Origin of the sequence: Acidithiobacillus sp. AMEEHan (genome assembly GCF_030996345.1) — a bacterium.
Classification (GTDB): Bacteria; Pseudomonadota; Gammaproteobacteria; order Acidithiobacillales; family Acidithiobacillaceae; genus Igneacidithiobacillus.
The window spans coordinates 2,232,842-2,246,374 of the sequence record NZ_CP118747.1 but is presented as its reverse complement, the minus strand read 5'-3'; the positions used below and the strand labels follow the sequence as shown (position 1 = coordinate 2,246,374).

Here is a 13,533-nt window from a genome sequence, read left to right as displayed (position 1 = left end):
AACGCCCTGTTCGATGTTTGGAGGATGTAGAAGTCTTGATCAAGCCGCACAAGCGGTATAGGCTCATCGAACATCAATACTGTGCAAGTCTCTTATCTCTGATCCCAAGGCATAATTCCTGATCTGTATTCCATGCAGAGGAGCTCTCTCCCAATGAGTGACGTAATTTCCCATGTATCTGATGAAACCTTCGACGCCGAAGTTTTGCAGTCCGACAAGCCTGTTTTGGTTGATTTTTGGGCGGAATGGTGCGGACCTTGCAAGATGATCGCCCCGGTTCTTGAGGACGTTGCCGGGGAATACTCCGATCGCATGAAAGTGGTCAAATTCAACATTGATGAGAATCCCGCCACTCCACCCCAATATGGTATTCGCGGCATTCCCACCCTGCTACTGTTCAAGGGCGGAAAACTCGAGGCCAGCAAAGTGGGCGCACTCAGCAAAGCGCAGCTCACCGCCTTCCTGGATAGTCAGCTTTGAATGCTCCAAGACCCCGCCGCAAGCCGCAACGCTCCCCAAAATCTTTTCCCAATGAAGACCTTCTCCTGGAAGAGGAAGAGTCTTTCATCCCAGCTCCTGGAGCTCCCTCGGTCAATCTCAGCGAACTGAAGCGAAAATCGGCCACCGAGCTGGCGCTCCTGTGCCAGGATCTAGGAATCGATGGCGCGGCAAGGCAAAAGAAACAAGAACTGATCTTCAATATCCTCAAGGCCCATGCGCGCAATGGCGATGCCATTTATGGCGATGGAGTGCTGGAAATCCTGCAGGATGGCTTTGGCTTTTTGCGGGCGGCATCGGGTTCGTACATGGCGGGTCCCGACGATATCTATGTCTCGCCTTCGCAGATCCGGCGTTTCAACCTGCAGACTGGAGACACGGTCTCCGGGCAGATTCGCCCGCCCAAGGAGGGGGAGCGCTACTTTGCCCTGCTCAAAGTGGAAAGCATCAACTTCGAGGGGCCGGAGGCAACCCGCAACAAGGTCAATTTTGATGATCTGACGCCATTGTTTCCAGAAGAAGCCCTGCGCCTTGAGTCGGACCATATGGTCTACGGTGAGCCGTCGGCACGCATCATCGATTTGATCTCTCCGATCGGCAAGGGTCAGCGCGGTCTCATCGTAGCGCCGCCCAAGACCGGTAAAACGGTCCTGCTACAGCAAATTGCTCATGCCATCACCAGCAACCATCCGGAATGCTACCTGATCGTACTTTTGATCGATGAGCGCCCGGAAGAGGTGACGGAGATGCAGCGATCCGTGAAGGGTGAGGTGGTGTCCTCGACCTTCGATGAACCCGCCACCCGCCATGTGCAGGTCGCAGAGATCGTCTTGGAAAAGGCTAAGCGTCTGGTGGAACACAAGCATGACGTGGTCATTCTGCTCGATTCCATTACCCGCTTGGCGCGCGCCTATAATACTGTAGTGCCATCTTCGGGTAAGGTGCTTACCGGTGGTGTGGATGCCAACGCCCTACAAAAGCCGAAGCGCTTTTTTGGTGCCGCGCGCAACATCGAAGAAGGCGGTAGCCTGACCATCATCGCCACCTCGCTGGTGGAGACGGGTTCGAAGATGGACGAAGTGATCTTCGAGGAGTTCAAGGGCACCGGCAATATGGAAGTACACTTGGATCGTCGCCTGGCCGAGAAACGCGTCTATCCGGCCATCAATCTGAACAAATCCGGTACTCGCCGCGAAGAACTGCTCATTCCGCAGGAGCTTCTCAACAAGATCTGGGTGCTGCGCAAGCTGCTGGCACCCATGGATCCCATGGAATCGATGGAGTTCCTGCTGGACAAGGTGCGAGCGACCAAGACCAACGCCGAGTTTTTCGATTCCATGAACCGCTGATCGGTGCTGGACCCCCAACGCGTCTCTGCTTATAATCCGCCACTTTCTGAAAAACCAGAGTGTTTACCATGAATCTCGAAATTCAGCCGAAATATGAGGAAGTCACCGTAACCTGCAGTTGCGGGAATACCTTCAAGACGCGCTCCACGGCCGCGCGCGACCTGCACATCGACCTGTGCTCTGAATGTCATCCATTCTACACCGGCAAGCAACGTGCCGTTGCTGCGGCGGGGCAGGTCGAGAAGTTTCGCAAGCGTTACGGTAAGTAAGCTTTCTCCATGGCCAGCGAGAGCCTGCGGGATCGCGCCCTGGCCTACCACGCCGCAGCGCCGGCGGGGAAGGTTAGCGTCGTCCCGTCCAAGCCCTGCGCCACGCAGGCAGATCTGACCTTGGCCTACACGCCTGGCGTTGCCGAGCCGGTACGCGAGATCGCTGCGGATGCGGAGAAGGCATACGACTACACGGCGAAGGGGAATTTGGTCGCGGTCATCAGCAATGGTACGGCAGTGCTTGGTCTGGGCAAAGTCGGCCCCCTCGCCGGCAAGCCGGTGATGGAAGGCAAGGCGGTGCTGTTCAAACGGTTTGCTGATATCGATGCCTTTGATATCGAGGTGGAAGCGCGCGATGCCGAACATCTAATCGACGTGATTGCCGCTATCGCTCCCGGTTTTGGTGGCATCAATCTGGAAGACATCGCGGCACCAGATTGCTTCCTCGTCGAGCGTGCCTTGCAAGAGCGCCTCGATATTCCGGTATTCCATGACGATCAGCACGGCACTGCGGTTATTGTGGCGGCGGCCTTGCGCAACGCCCTCGAACTCCAGAAAAAAGACCTCGCCAGAGCGAAAATCGCCATCGTCGGCGCCGGTGCGGCGGGCCTCGCCATTGCCAGCATCCTGAAAAAGCTGGGTGCCCAACACTGCTATCTGAGCGACGTGCATGGGGTGTTGCACCAGGGGCGGCAGGACTTGAGCGAGTGGCATCGGCCCCACGCTTCGGCACCCGACGGTTGGACACTGGAAGAGATGATCCGGGATGCGGATGTGCTCATCGGCGTCTCCGTGAAAGGTGCCATCCCTCTGGAGTTGCTTGCCAGCCTGGCCCCGCGCCCGGTGATTTTCGCCTTGGCGAACCCCGATCCCGAAGTAGACCCGTGGCGTGCACGCGAGCTACGTCCGGATGCCATCATCGCCACTGGGCGCTCGGACCTACCCAACCAAGTCAACAATGCTCTGGGTTTCCCGTTTCTCTTCCGGGGGGCTTTGGACGTGCGCGCCCGGGCAATCAATGCCGAGATGCTCGCCGCAGCGGTGGAGGCCCTGGCCTCCCTGGCACGCAGCGAGGTGCCGGAAGAGCTGTATGCGGCCTATGGACTACCCTTGAACAGTCTCCACTTCGGACCAGACTATATCATTCCCAAACCGCTTGATCCGCGCCTACGTAGCATTGTCGCCGGTGCGGTGGCGCAGGCGGCGCGGGATAGCGGCGTCGCGCGCAGGTAACCCTGTGCGCCTCGCGGATCTTGGGGTTCGCGATCTGCTGCGTATCGCATCCGTTGGGTTTTTGCTGGCAGTCTTTGCCTTCCTCGTGTGGCGGATCATGGCACCCTTCTTTGGCGTGCTCGCCTGGACCTCGATCATCGTCTATGTCACTTGGCCCTTGCGGCGCTGGCTGGGTCGACATTTACCGCCCTGGCCCACCGCCGTTCTGATGACGTTCTTTTTTTCGCTGGTGTTTCTGCTCCCGTTTCTCTTCCTCAGCTTTCATCTTTTTCATGAACTGCAGAGCCTGCTACGAAGCTGGAGCACGGCCGACGCCCACTGGCACCCCTTGGCACAGGTACAAAAGAGCCTCTGGTTTGCAAAGATCTGGGATGCCATTCCCCTCGCCTGGCGAGCCAGCCTTCACGCCGGCGCGTTGAGCCCGGATCTAAACGCCTGGGCAGCGCGGGTAGGGGTCTTCGCAGGAGGGCTCGGCAAAGCACTCGGTACCCTGGGGTTGATCTGGGTCAGCAGCCTGGTCTTCTACCGCCATGGTGAGGACTTTCTGCGCCAAGGCCGGGATGTCTTCGCCAGTCTTTTGGGTGCGCAGTTCCCGCAGTATCTACAGACGGTGGGCAACACCCTGCGCGCGGTGGTGTACGGCATCTTCGCCACTGCCATCGCCCAGGGCCTGCTGGCAGGTCTGGGATACTGGGTGAGTGGGATAGCGGCGCCGGTGCTGCTGACCTTTCTCACGATGGTCTTTTCCTTGATTCCCTTTGGCACACCACTAGTCTGGGGCGCGGCGAGCCTCTGGTTGCTCTGGCAGGGACATTACTACGCGGGTGTCGGGCTCTTTTTGTGGGGCGCTTTGGTGGTCAGCTGGGTAGATAATCTGATCCGGCCCTGGGTGATTTCCGCCGCCGTGCATCTACCCTTCCTGCTGGTGATGTTTGGGGTACTGGGGGGGATCATCGCCTTTGGCTTTTTGGGGATTTTTCTCGGGCCCGTGTTGCTGGCCGTGGTCCTGAATCTCTGGCAGCGCTACGTGCAGAGCTTGCGGACCGTGGCTTCCGGCTCCTGATCTATGCTTTCTTTTACCGGATCTGCCTTGGTCTTTCCTGCCTGGGGTTCTATACTGCTCCAATCAACACAGCAAGGCTCTACGGGGCCCTATTTTTCGAGGTGACCGATGCGATCCGATACAATCAAAAAGGGCTTTGAACGGGCCCCTCACCGCGCTTTGCTTAAAGCCTGTGGAGTTACCGATGCCGATATGAATAAACCCTTCATCGGCGTCGCCAATTCTTATATCGACATCATCCCGGGGCATGTACACCTGCAGGAATTTGGCAGGATCGTCAAGGAGGCGATCCGTGCCGCCGGGGGAATCCCTTTCGAGTTCAATACCATTGGCGTGGATGACGGCATCATCATGGGGCACGATGGAATGCGCTATTCGCTACCGAGTCGCGAACTGATCGCTGATTCCATTGAAACCGTGGTGCAGGCGCATCATCTCGACGGACTGGTCTGTATTCCCAATTGCGACAAGATCGTACCTGGTATGATCATGGGTGCGTTGCGCTGCGACATTCCCACGGTCTTCGTCTCCGGCGGACCGATGGAGGCCGGCAAGCTGGAGGATGGGACGCCCATCGATCTGGTAACGGCGTTTGAGGCGGTTGGACAATTCAAGCGAGGCCAAATTACCGAGCAGCGCCTGAAGGAGATCGAGGATAAGGCTTGCCCGACCTGTGGTTCCTGCTCGGGTATGTTTACCGCCAATAGCATGAATTGTCTGATGGAGGTGTTGGGTATCGCCTTGCCCGGTAATGGCACCGTTCTGGCGACGGCCAGCGAGCGACGCGATCTGGTGCGCGAGGCGGCGGCGCGGGTGATGGCCCTGGTGGCCGCCGGTGGGCCGACCATGCGGCAGTTGGTTGATTTCGAGGCCATCGACAATGCCTTCATTCTGGACATGGCCATGGGCGGCTCCACCAACACGGTGCTGCATACCCTCGCCATCGCCCGGGAGTCGGGTATCGATTACCCCCTGGCGCGGGTCAACGAATTGGCGCAGAAGGTGGCCTACTTGGCCAAAGTATCGCCGGCGCTTTCCAGTGTGCATATCGAAGACATTGGTCGCGCTGGCGGTATTCCGGCCATCCTGCACGAAGTACACAAACGTAATGCAGAGGTATTGCATCTCGACAAGCCCACGGTGAGCGGCAAGAGTCTGCGGGAGATTGTCGAGAGTGCCCAGGTGCGCGACAGCAAGATCATTCATCTGGCCACCGAGCCGATCTCGCCTACCGGGGGCTTGCGGGCGGTCTTCGGCAACCTGGCGCCGCAGGGCGGAATCGTCAAGATTGGCGCGGTGATCCCGGCAATGCGTAAATTTTCCGGGCCGGCAAAAATCTTCGAGAGCATGGAAACAGCGGCAGAAGGGATCCTGGCCGGCGAAGTGCAGCCAGGCCAAGTAGTGGTAATTCGCTATGAGGGACCGAAGGGTGGCCCCGGGATGCCGGAAATGCTTACGCCCACGGCCAATATCATGGGCATGGGTCTGGGAGAGAGTGTTGCGCTCATCACCGATGGCCGCTTCAGCGGCGCCACCCGGGGGGCCTGCATTGGCCATATCTCGCCGGAGGCTGCCGAGGGTGGCCCCATTGGCCTGCTACGGGATGGGGATATCATCGAACTCGACCTGGATGCCGGGAGCTTGCACGTGCAGCTCAGCGATGCCGAACTGGAAAAGCGCCGGGAAAGCTGGGTGCCGCTAGAAAAGCCCCTCAAGTCGCCGTGGTTGCGCCGCTATCGCAAGCTGGTGACCAATGCCGCCATGGGCGCCATCCTGGAGTCTTGATTTGACTGCAGCAGCTTTACGCGTCGGCGTGTATGTCGATGCCGAAAATGTGCGCTACAACGGCGGCTATGCCATGCGTTACGACGTGCTGCGCCGCTTCGCCGCGCGTGGCGATGGGCGCATGGCGGGGCAGCTCATCCGTCTCAACACCTATATGGCCGTCGATGGGCAGCGTGTCCGCGTGGATAGCGAATATCGCGATCGCATTCGCGCCTATCAGCAGGCAGTACGGGATCTGGGCTGGAAGATCATCGAAAAGCCGGTACGCTGGTTTACCGATGACGAAGGCAACGCAGTAGCCAAGGCCAATGCCGATCTGGATCTGGCCGTCGATGTCATGCTGCAGTCGGAACGTCTCGATCAGGTGTTGTTGGTAACCGGCGATGGTGATTTTCTGCAGGTGGTGCGTGCGCTGCAAAATCGCGGATGTCGGGTAGAAGTTCTCGGCTTTCGCAATGTTTCCCTAAACTTGCAACACGAGGCCGATGCCTTCTATTCCGGTTATCTCATTCCCGGCTTACTGCCGGCGCGGGGCGATGGTAAGGTGGCGTGGGGCGAGTTCGGCTCGCGGGTACGAGGTATCTGCAGTCGCTGGGAGGCGGAGCGGGGTTTTGGCTTCATTCGTTTTCAACGGGAGCTCAGCAGCCATCTCTGGGTGACGGATACCCGCCAGGAAGACTCGCCCTACAGTTCCGCTTTTGTGCATATTTCCGATCTGCCGCGCGAGCTGGATGTGGGCGATCTGCCCAGCCGCGACATCGTCCTGGAATTCGATTTGGAGCCCAGCGAAATGGAACGTGGCGGTTTTGTAGCCAAGCGCTGCTCGGTAGTGTATCGCTATGATGGCAAGTACAGCGCCGCCATGCCTTCGGACCCCGGGAGTTGGAAGTCCTACCGGCACCTGCAGGTAGCACCCCGTCGTCGGTAGATGCGCAGGCGGAGATGATCGTGGAGCAGGCGGAAGAGTAGTCCGTCTGCGTCACGCCTCGCGCAGCCGGCGCAGGAAGATCCCGCTGCGCCGCTGCCAGTTATAGAGTGCCTGCTTGGGTACCGGTAGTTCTTTGAGGTTGCCACGGCGAAAGGCGCGTTCCAAAAACCAGTGGCTGCTTTGCGTGCTGAGTACAAAGACTTCGCTCAAGCCCAGTTTTTTTGCTTCGGCAATCCCGTAATCGAGCAGCTGTTCGCCGCGGCCTTCTTCCCGGTATTGTTCATCCACCGCCAGGCAGGCGATCTCTGCCATCCCGTGTTCCGGGTAGGGATAGAGCGCCACGCAGCCGATGACCTTGCCGTCGCGTTCCATGACCGTGAAACGCTCTACTTCGCGCTCCAGGCGCTCACGTCCACGACGTACCAGAACACCACTGTCTTCCAGCGGACGGATCAGGGACATGATGCCGGGGATATCGGAGCGGCTTGCCGGGCGCAGGTGCTCGAAGGGATCGCGGGAGATCATGGTACCCAGGCCATCCCGGGTGAAGAGCTCACGCAGCAGGGCACCATCCTCTGTTCGCGGAATGATGTGGACGCGCTCGACACCCGCGCGGCAGACCTTCTCCGCACTCAACAGGTGCTCGCGGATGGCCTCTGGCAGTTCGCCCTGCAGCAAGGCGGGAATCTCCGAGAGCACAATCTGCCGTAACAACTCTCCCGAACCGTCGAGTACGCCGGGGAAATCGGCATAGAAGATCAGTTTTGCCGCCTTGAGATCGATTGCTGCGGCCACGGCAATGTCTTCTGCGCGGATGTTGAACAGAGTACCGGTGGGAGAAACACCGATGGGCGAGAGTAATACCACTTCGTCATCGGCGAGGTGGCGATTGATGGCCTCGACGGCAACACGCCGAACTTCGCCGGTGTGCTGATAATCGACCCCGCTGAGAATGCCGATGGGCTGGGCAATGATAAAATTGCCGCCGCTGATCTGCAGGCCGGCATGTGCCATGGGGGAATCGAGACGTCCCTCGGAAAGTATGGCCTCGACCTGCAGACGCACGCCGCCGACCGCCGGGATCAACCGCTCCATGATGGCTTCGGTGGTGATACGCCGCCCCTCGACGCGCTCCGAGCCCAGTCCGTCACGCTCCAGCGCCGCATCGATCTGTGGCCCCGCGCCATGCACCAGGACGACATTGATACCCAGACTGTTGAGCAGGGCAATGTCTTGGGCGATGTTCCAGAAATGTCCGTCGGCGAGGACATCTCCGCCGAAGTTGATGACGAAGGTCTGCCCGCGAAAGCGATGAATATAGGGTGAGGACTCGCGGAAATGGCGAACGAAACTGCTTTTTGCCATCGCCAAGGGTTCAGGAGTGCAGGGAAATCGTGCGTCGCGGTGACCGTTTCTGGGCACGCGCCTCGGCTTCCTCGGGCGTCAGGGTCTGCAGGGCAAAGGCGTGAATGCTTTCGCCAATACCATCGACGGCGGCGTAGACCAGACGATGCCGGGCGAGGGGGTTCAGGCCGTCGAATTTGTCACTGACGATGCGCAGCTCGTAGTGACCACCGTCACTGGTGGCACCGGCATGTCCGGCGTGCGCTTCGCTACGGTCGCGGATATCCAGCTCCTGCGGCTGCAGGGCGCTGCGTATGGCATTTTCGATTACTTCCTTGTTCATCAAAACACCGCCTTGTAGGGACGTACGCTCACGTCGGCATAGACGCCATGACTGAGATAGGGTTCCGCAGCGGCCCAGTGTTGGGCATCGCTGAGGGAATCGAAACGGGCGATGATCAGGCTACCGGTAAAGCCGGCCTCGCCGGGCTCCTCGCTATCGATGGCCGGGAATGGACCGGCGCTCAGCAGGCGTCCCTCGGATTGCAACTGATGCAGACGGGCAAGATGCTCGGTTCGCACTTGTTTGCGCAATGCCAGAGAATTGGGGTTATCGATGCCGATGATGCAGTAATACATACCTGTTCTCCCGTTAGAATGGCCCAGTCTAGCATAGTCCGGCTTACCGCGAATCCTTATCGTGCAAAGCATCGGGGGGGAGGGCGCGGCTGATGAGGATGGCCTGATAGATGACGAAGAGCACGGTGAGAAGCAAGAGGCCAAATAGCTTGAAATCCACCCAGATTGCCGTCGGGAAAGTGTAGGCAATGAGCAGATTGAGGCCAGCAAGGACGAGAAAAAAGAGGATCCAATAGCGGTTCAGTCGACGCCAAAAACGGTTCGGCAAGCTGACCGGGAGCTGGGCTCCCATCAGACGTTGTAGGAGCGGCGTCTCGTGCCAATGGGTCCAGAGCAGGGCAACGGCGAAGAAAAAATACAGAATGCTCGGCTTCCACTTGATGAAGGTGGCATTATGGAAATAGATCGTCAGACCGCCAAAGATCAGGATGAGCAGTGTCGAGATCCAGGTCATGCTTTCTATTCGACCCTGGCTCCGCCATTGCCAGAGCATGAGCAGTACCGAGGCGACGATGAGTACCTTGGTGGCAAAATAGATGCCGTGAATCTTGTAGGCGACGAAGAACAGGATCACCGGAAGAAAATCGATCAACAGTTTCATGAACGGACCAAAACGGGTAGGGTGAAGGCTGCCAGTGTAACGATCTGCGGGAGAGTTTGCCTAGTGGAACAGGAAGAGTGGTTGGAGCCGTTGCTGCGCGCCCTCGGGCAGCAGCAAAAGAGGGAGTTTCCGGACTTTGGGCGACATCTGGCCGCGCGTTGGCGTCGTCAGCGCTTGGCTGGACATCTGGAGGGCCTGGAGCGGCTGGACTTGCCATGTCTCGATAGCCTCCTGGGGATTGAGGACATCAAAAGGACCATCGAGACCAACACCCGCCAGTTTGTTGCCCGCCTGCCGGCCAATGATGCGCTGCTTTGGGGTGGTCGCGGCACCGGCAAATCCTCGTTGGTCAAGGCCTTGCTGCACGCCTATGCGGACCAGGGCCTGCGCCTAGTGGAGATCGACAGTCAGGCCATTCTGGATCTGCCGCAGATCCTCGCTGCCATCGCCGAAGCAGATCCGGATGAGAAGTACCGTTTCCTGCTCTTTTGTGATGATCTCTCCTTCGGCTCCGACGATCCCGCCTACCGTTCCCTGAAATCCCTGTTGGATGGCGGCGTCGAGGCGCGTCCGCGCAATGTTTTGCTCTACGCCACGAGCAACCGTCGCCACCTCTTGCCCAGGCATTTTTCCGACAACGAGGAGTATCATCGCCACGGCGAAGAGATCATCGCTGGGGAGACGGCGGAGGAAAAGATCAGCCTCTCAGAGCGCTTCGGCCTTTGGCTTGGCTTCTATCCCTTCGACCAAAACCAATACCTCGCCATTGTCCGCCAGCACCTGCGGTTGCTCAACAATGCCGACAGCGAAGACGAATGGCGCGAAGAGGCCCTGCGCTGGGCCCTGCAGCGTGGCTCGCGTAGCGGTCGGGTAGCACAGCATTTCGCCCGCCATTGGGTGGGCAGTCGTGGCCTGCAAGATCTGGCCTGAAATTTAAGCGGCGGGCAATTCTTTCTGGATCTGTTGCAGCAGCAGTGCGTGAATGCGCAGGTTGCCGCCGACGATGTTTCCAGACTCGAAAAAGTTCTGTTCGCCGTGAAAGTCAGTGGCCAAACCACCAGCTTCCTGAATCAGCAAGGTACCAGCGGCAATATCCCAGGGTTTCAGATGGAACTCCCAGAAGCCGTCGTAGCGACCGGCGGCAACATAGGCGAGGTCGAGAGCGGCCGATCCGGCGCGACGTAGACCCGCGGTCCGCTGCAGCAGATTTTTGAAAATGGAAAGATAGTGGTCGAGATAGCTGAAATCTCGGAAAGGGAATCCCGTGGCAATCAGACTGTCATCGAGTTCCTTGCGCTGGCTGACACGCAGGCGCCGGTCATTGAGGTGGGCGCCACCGCCACGACTGGCGGTAAACAGTTCATTGCGCAGGGGGTCATAGACCACGGCGTGTTCCATCCGGCCATGACGCCGCACGCCAATCGAGACAGCGAGACTCGGTACGGCATGAATGAAATTGGTAGTGCCGTCGAGGGGATCGATGATCCACTCGTATTCCTCGGCCTCGACACGCGTACCTTCCTCGGCGAGGATGCCATGCTCGGGATAGGCACGTTGAATGATCTCGACGATGGCGGCCTCGGCCCGTTGGTCGATTTCCGTCACAAAATCGTGCGGACCCTTGTTGGCGACGCGCACCTCGTTGACGCGGTCGATACTGCGGCTGATGATGTCGCCAGCCTTGCGGGCGGCGCGGATCGCGGTTACAAGAATGGGATGTTGCATGACAACCTTGGCTCGGGATTCAAATATGGACCAGTATAGAGAAAAGCATGGCACCCTGCACGGTGCAGCCGTGCTGCCGCAGATCCGTGTGGTACTGGTAGAGCCCAGCCACCCGGGTAATATTGGCTCAACGGCGCGGGCCATGAAGGTCATGGGACTCACCCACTTGGCGTTGGTGCGGCCCCGCCAGTTTCCCCACCCCGACGCCACGGCCCTGGCCTCGGGCGCCGAGGATGTTCTACTCGGTGCCCAAGTGCACGAGGACCTGCAGGATGCCATTGGCGACTGTCAGCGCGTCTACGGTACCACGGCACGCGATCGCCACATCCAGTGGCCGCAGCTCGACGCCCGGCAAGCGGCGGCGGCGATGGTGGCGCAAGCGGCGCAGGCGCCGGTGGCCCTACTCTTTGGCCGTGAGAGTAGCGGTCTGAGCAATGCCGAGCTGGATCTTTGCCAGACCCTGATCCAGATCCCCACTGGCGATCTCTACCACTCGCTCAATCTGGCGCAAGCAGTACAGATCATCGCCTATGAGCTGCAAATGGCCAGCCGGTCATCGTTTCTGCTATCCGACGGATTGCCTGAGCAGGAAGCCAGTGCCACCGATCGCGAAGGATTTTATGGCCAGTTGCAGACGGTGTTGCTGGCCTCTGGGTTTCTGCAGGCACCACGCGAAGAACACATGATGCGGCGCCTGCGACGCCTTTTCGATCGTGCCCATCCAAGCCGCAATGAAGTTGATATTCTGCGCGGTATCCTCACGGAAATCTCGCGCTGGGCAACGCGCACCGCACCCGAGGAGCATTGATGTCTCTGCGTGATGATCTCGACTCTATCTTCGCCCGCGATCCCGCAGCACGTAACCGCTTTGAACTGCTGCTCACCTACCCTGGGGTACATGCACTGCTGCTCTACCGCATGGCGCATTGGGCCTGGGATCATCGCTGGCGCCTGGTCGCGCGGATTTTGTCGAGTATCGCTCGTTGGGCGACTGGCATCGAGATTCACCCGGGCGCGCAGATCGGTGCCCGCTTCTTCATCGATCATGGCATGGGCGTGGTCATTGGTGAAACGGCAGAGATTGGCGATGACTGCACGCTCTATCACGGAGTCACCCTGGGAGGCACCTCGTGGCAGCCAGGCAAACGCCATCCTACCCTGGGTAGAGGTGTCATTGTTGGCGCCGGCGCCAAGGTGCTCGGCCCCATTCGGGTGGGCGACAACGCCCGTATCGGTTCCAATGCCGTGGTGGTGAAAGACGTACCGGAAGGAGCGACGGTGGTCGGCATCCCTGGTCGCGTTGTGAACAAGAGTGATGCCGACGGTCGTCACTTTGAGGCCTATGGTCTGACGGGGCAGATGCCCGATCCAGTGGCGCGGGCAGTGGAGTGCATGCTCGAACATATGCAGCACCAGGATAAAGAGCTGGCCGAGCTGCGCGCCCAGCTGGCAGCGTTGCGGCCTGAGGCAAACGATATTCAGATTGAAGAAAGCCCAGACTGTCCCTTGGAGACGCTAGGCGAGGGAACCCCTGCGCAGAATAGTTGACTAATTCAGTAGGGATAGTAGGATACCTTTCCAACCAGGAGGGATTACCGAGATGAAGTTGACGACCAAAGGTCGCTACGCAGTAACCGCCATGCTCGACCTTGCATTGCATGCCGAGGACGAGGTGGTGACCGTGGCCGACATTTCTCGGCGTCAGCAGATCTCTGTTGCCTACTTGGAGCAGCTTTTTGGGCGGTTACGCAAACAGGGGTTGGTCGAGAGTGTGCGCGGACCGGGCGGTGGCTATCGTCTGGGTGCGGGGGGCGCAGATGTGCCGGTGGACGAGATCATTCGCGCGGTGAACGAATCCATCAACACCACGCAGTGCGGCGGCGACCCGGTGCATTGTTGCAAAGGCGAAGGTCAGCAGTGTCTGACGCACGATCTCTGGGAAGCACTGGGGGAGCAGATCAGCCGTTTCCTGAGTGGCATCACCTTGGCGCAACTGGTTCGTGAACAACGCCAAAAGGCGCAGCAGCAAGGTTCTTTACCGATACGAATGACGGAGCGCGGGCGCGAGCAGCGTCCAGCCCATGGGGAAGTGAGGTGAA

The 13,533-nt window shown here is 59.2% G+C and carries 16 protein-coding genes; 11 read left to right on the top strand and 5 right to left on the bottom strand.

The features are described from left to right. Positions 1 to 153 precede the first annotated feature (153 nt). From trxA to ORD17_RS11430, 7 genes are all read left to right on the top strand, one after another. Positions 154 to 480 carry a thioredoxin TrxA gene (gene trxA / locus ORD17_RS11460; RefSeq protein WP_308388632.1) on the top strand — a complete coding sequence of 109 codons (327 nt, stop codon included), beginning with the start codon at positions 154 to 156 and terminating at the stop codon, positions 478 to 480. An 86-nt stretch (positions 481 to 566) separates the two neighbouring features. Then, on the top strand, positions 567 to 1,847 hold the full coding sequence (gene rho / locus ORD17_RS11455; protein ID WP_308390097.1) for a transcription termination factor Rho: 1,281 nt from the start codon (positions 567 to 569) through the stop codon (positions 1,845 to 1,847). A 68-nt stretch (positions 1,848 to 1,915) separates the two neighbouring features. Next, complete coding sequence (gene rpmE, locus ORD17_RS11450; RefSeq protein WP_308388631.1) at positions 1,916 to 2,116, top strand: 50S ribosomal protein L31; 201 nt, start codon at positions 1,916 to 1,918, stop codon at positions 2,114 to 2,116. Positions 2,117 to 2,125: 9 nt separating this feature from the next. Beyond that, the gene (locus ORD17_RS11445) at positions 2,126 to 3,349 is read left to right on the top strand and encodes a malic enzyme-like NAD(P)-binding protein (protein ID WP_308388630.1); all 1,224 of its coding nucleotides are present in this window, start codon (positions 2,126 to 2,128) and stop codon (positions 3,347 to 3,349) included. Positions 3,350 to 3,353: 4 nt separating this feature from the next. Next, positions 3,354 to 4,412, top strand: coding sequence for an AI-2E family transporter (locus ORD17_RS11440; protein WP_308388629.1), 1,059 nt, complete (start codon positions 3,354 to 3,356; stop codon positions 4,410 to 4,412). Between the two features lie 108 nt (positions 4,413 to 4,520). Beyond that, positions 4,521 to 6,197, top strand: coding sequence for a dihydroxy-acid dehydratase (gene ilvD / locus ORD17_RS11435; protein ID WP_308388628.1), 1,677 nt, complete (start codon positions 4,521 to 4,523; stop codon positions 6,195 to 6,197). A 1-nt stretch (position 6,198) separates the two neighbouring features. Further along, the gene (locus tag ORD17_RS11430) at positions 6,199 to 7,125 is read left to right on the top strand and encodes an NYN domain-containing protein (RefSeq protein ID WP_308388627.1); all 927 of its coding nucleotides are present in this window, start codon (positions 6,199 to 6,201) and stop codon (positions 7,123 to 7,125) included. Positions 7,126 to 7,176: 51 nt separating this feature from the next. On the opposite strand, the gene argA is transcribed toward ORD17_RS11430, so the two are convergent. From argA to ORD17_RS11410, 4 genes are read right to left on the bottom strand one after another with little or no spacing between them, the layout of a single operon-like run. After that, positions 7,177 to 8,490, bottom strand: a complete 1,314-nt coding sequence (argA, locus tag ORD17_RS11425) for an amino-acid N-acetyltransferase (RefSeq protein ID WP_308388626.1) — start codon at positions 8,488 to 8,490, stop codon at positions 7,177 to 7,179. Positions 8,491 to 8,500: 10 nt separating this feature from the next. Beyond that, positions 8,501 to 8,812: a BolA family protein gene (locus tag ORD17_RS11420; protein ID WP_308388625.1), complete on the bottom strand. Its 312-nt coding sequence runs from the start codon at positions 8,810 to 8,812 to the stop codon at positions 8,501 to 8,503. Next, positions 8,812 to 9,108 carry a YciI family protein gene (locus ORD17_RS11415; RefSeq protein ID WP_308388624.1) on the bottom strand — a complete coding sequence of 99 codons (297 nt, stop codon included), beginning with the start codon at positions 9,106 to 9,108 and terminating at the stop codon, positions 8,812 to 8,814. Before ORD17_RS11415 ends, ORD17_RS11420 begins: the two co-directional genes overlap by 1 nt. A 43-nt stretch (positions 9,109 to 9,151) precedes the next feature. Next, complete coding sequence (locus ORD17_RS11410; RefSeq protein WP_308388623.1) at positions 9,152 to 9,709, bottom strand: septation protein A; 558 nt, start codon at positions 9,707 to 9,709, stop codon at positions 9,152 to 9,154. A 63-nt stretch (positions 9,710 to 9,772) separates the two neighbouring features. On the opposite strand from ORD17_RS11410, the gene ORD17_RS11405 reads away from it, so the two are divergent. Further along, positions 9,773 to 10,639 carry an ATP-binding protein gene (locus ORD17_RS11405; protein ID WP_308388622.1) on the top strand — a complete coding sequence of 289 codons (867 nt, stop codon included), beginning with the start codon at positions 9,773 to 9,775 and terminating at the stop codon, positions 10,637 to 10,639. 3 nt (positions 10,640 to 10,642) lie between these two features. Here the strand turns inward: ORD17_RS11405 and ORD17_RS11400 are convergent, their stop codons facing one another. Then, a complete protein-coding gene (locus ORD17_RS11400) occupies positions 10,643 to 11,434 on the bottom strand; it encodes an inositol monophosphatase family protein (RefSeq protein WP_308388621.1) in 792 nt (263 codons plus the stop codon). Positions 11,435 to 11,459: 25 nt separating this feature from the next. Between ORD17_RS11400 and ORD17_RS11395 the strand changes: the two genes are divergently transcribed. Genes ORD17_RS11395 through ORD17_RS11385 form a run of 3 tightly spaced genes read left to right on the top strand, consistent with a single transcriptional unit; the run spans position 11,460 to position 13,532 of the window. Then, a complete protein-coding gene (locus ORD17_RS11395; protein ID WP_308388620.1) occupies positions 11,460 to 12,242 on the top strand; it encodes an RNA methyltransferase in 783 nt (260 codons plus the stop codon). Further along, entirely contained in the window at positions 12,242 to 12,982 is a 741-nt protein-coding gene (gene cysE, locus ORD17_RS11390) for a serine O-acetyltransferase (RefSeq protein ID WP_308388619.1), read from the top strand. Before ORD17_RS11395 ends, cysE begins: the two co-directional genes overlap by 1 nt. Before the next feature lie 52 nt (positions 12,983 to 13,034). Beyond that, positions 13,035 to 13,532: an Rrf2 family transcriptional regulator gene (locus tag ORD17_RS11385; protein WP_308388618.1), complete on the top strand. Its 498-nt coding sequence runs from the start codon at positions 13,035 to 13,037 to the stop codon at positions 13,530 to 13,532. The last annotated feature ends 1 nt before the right edge of the window (position 13,533 follow it).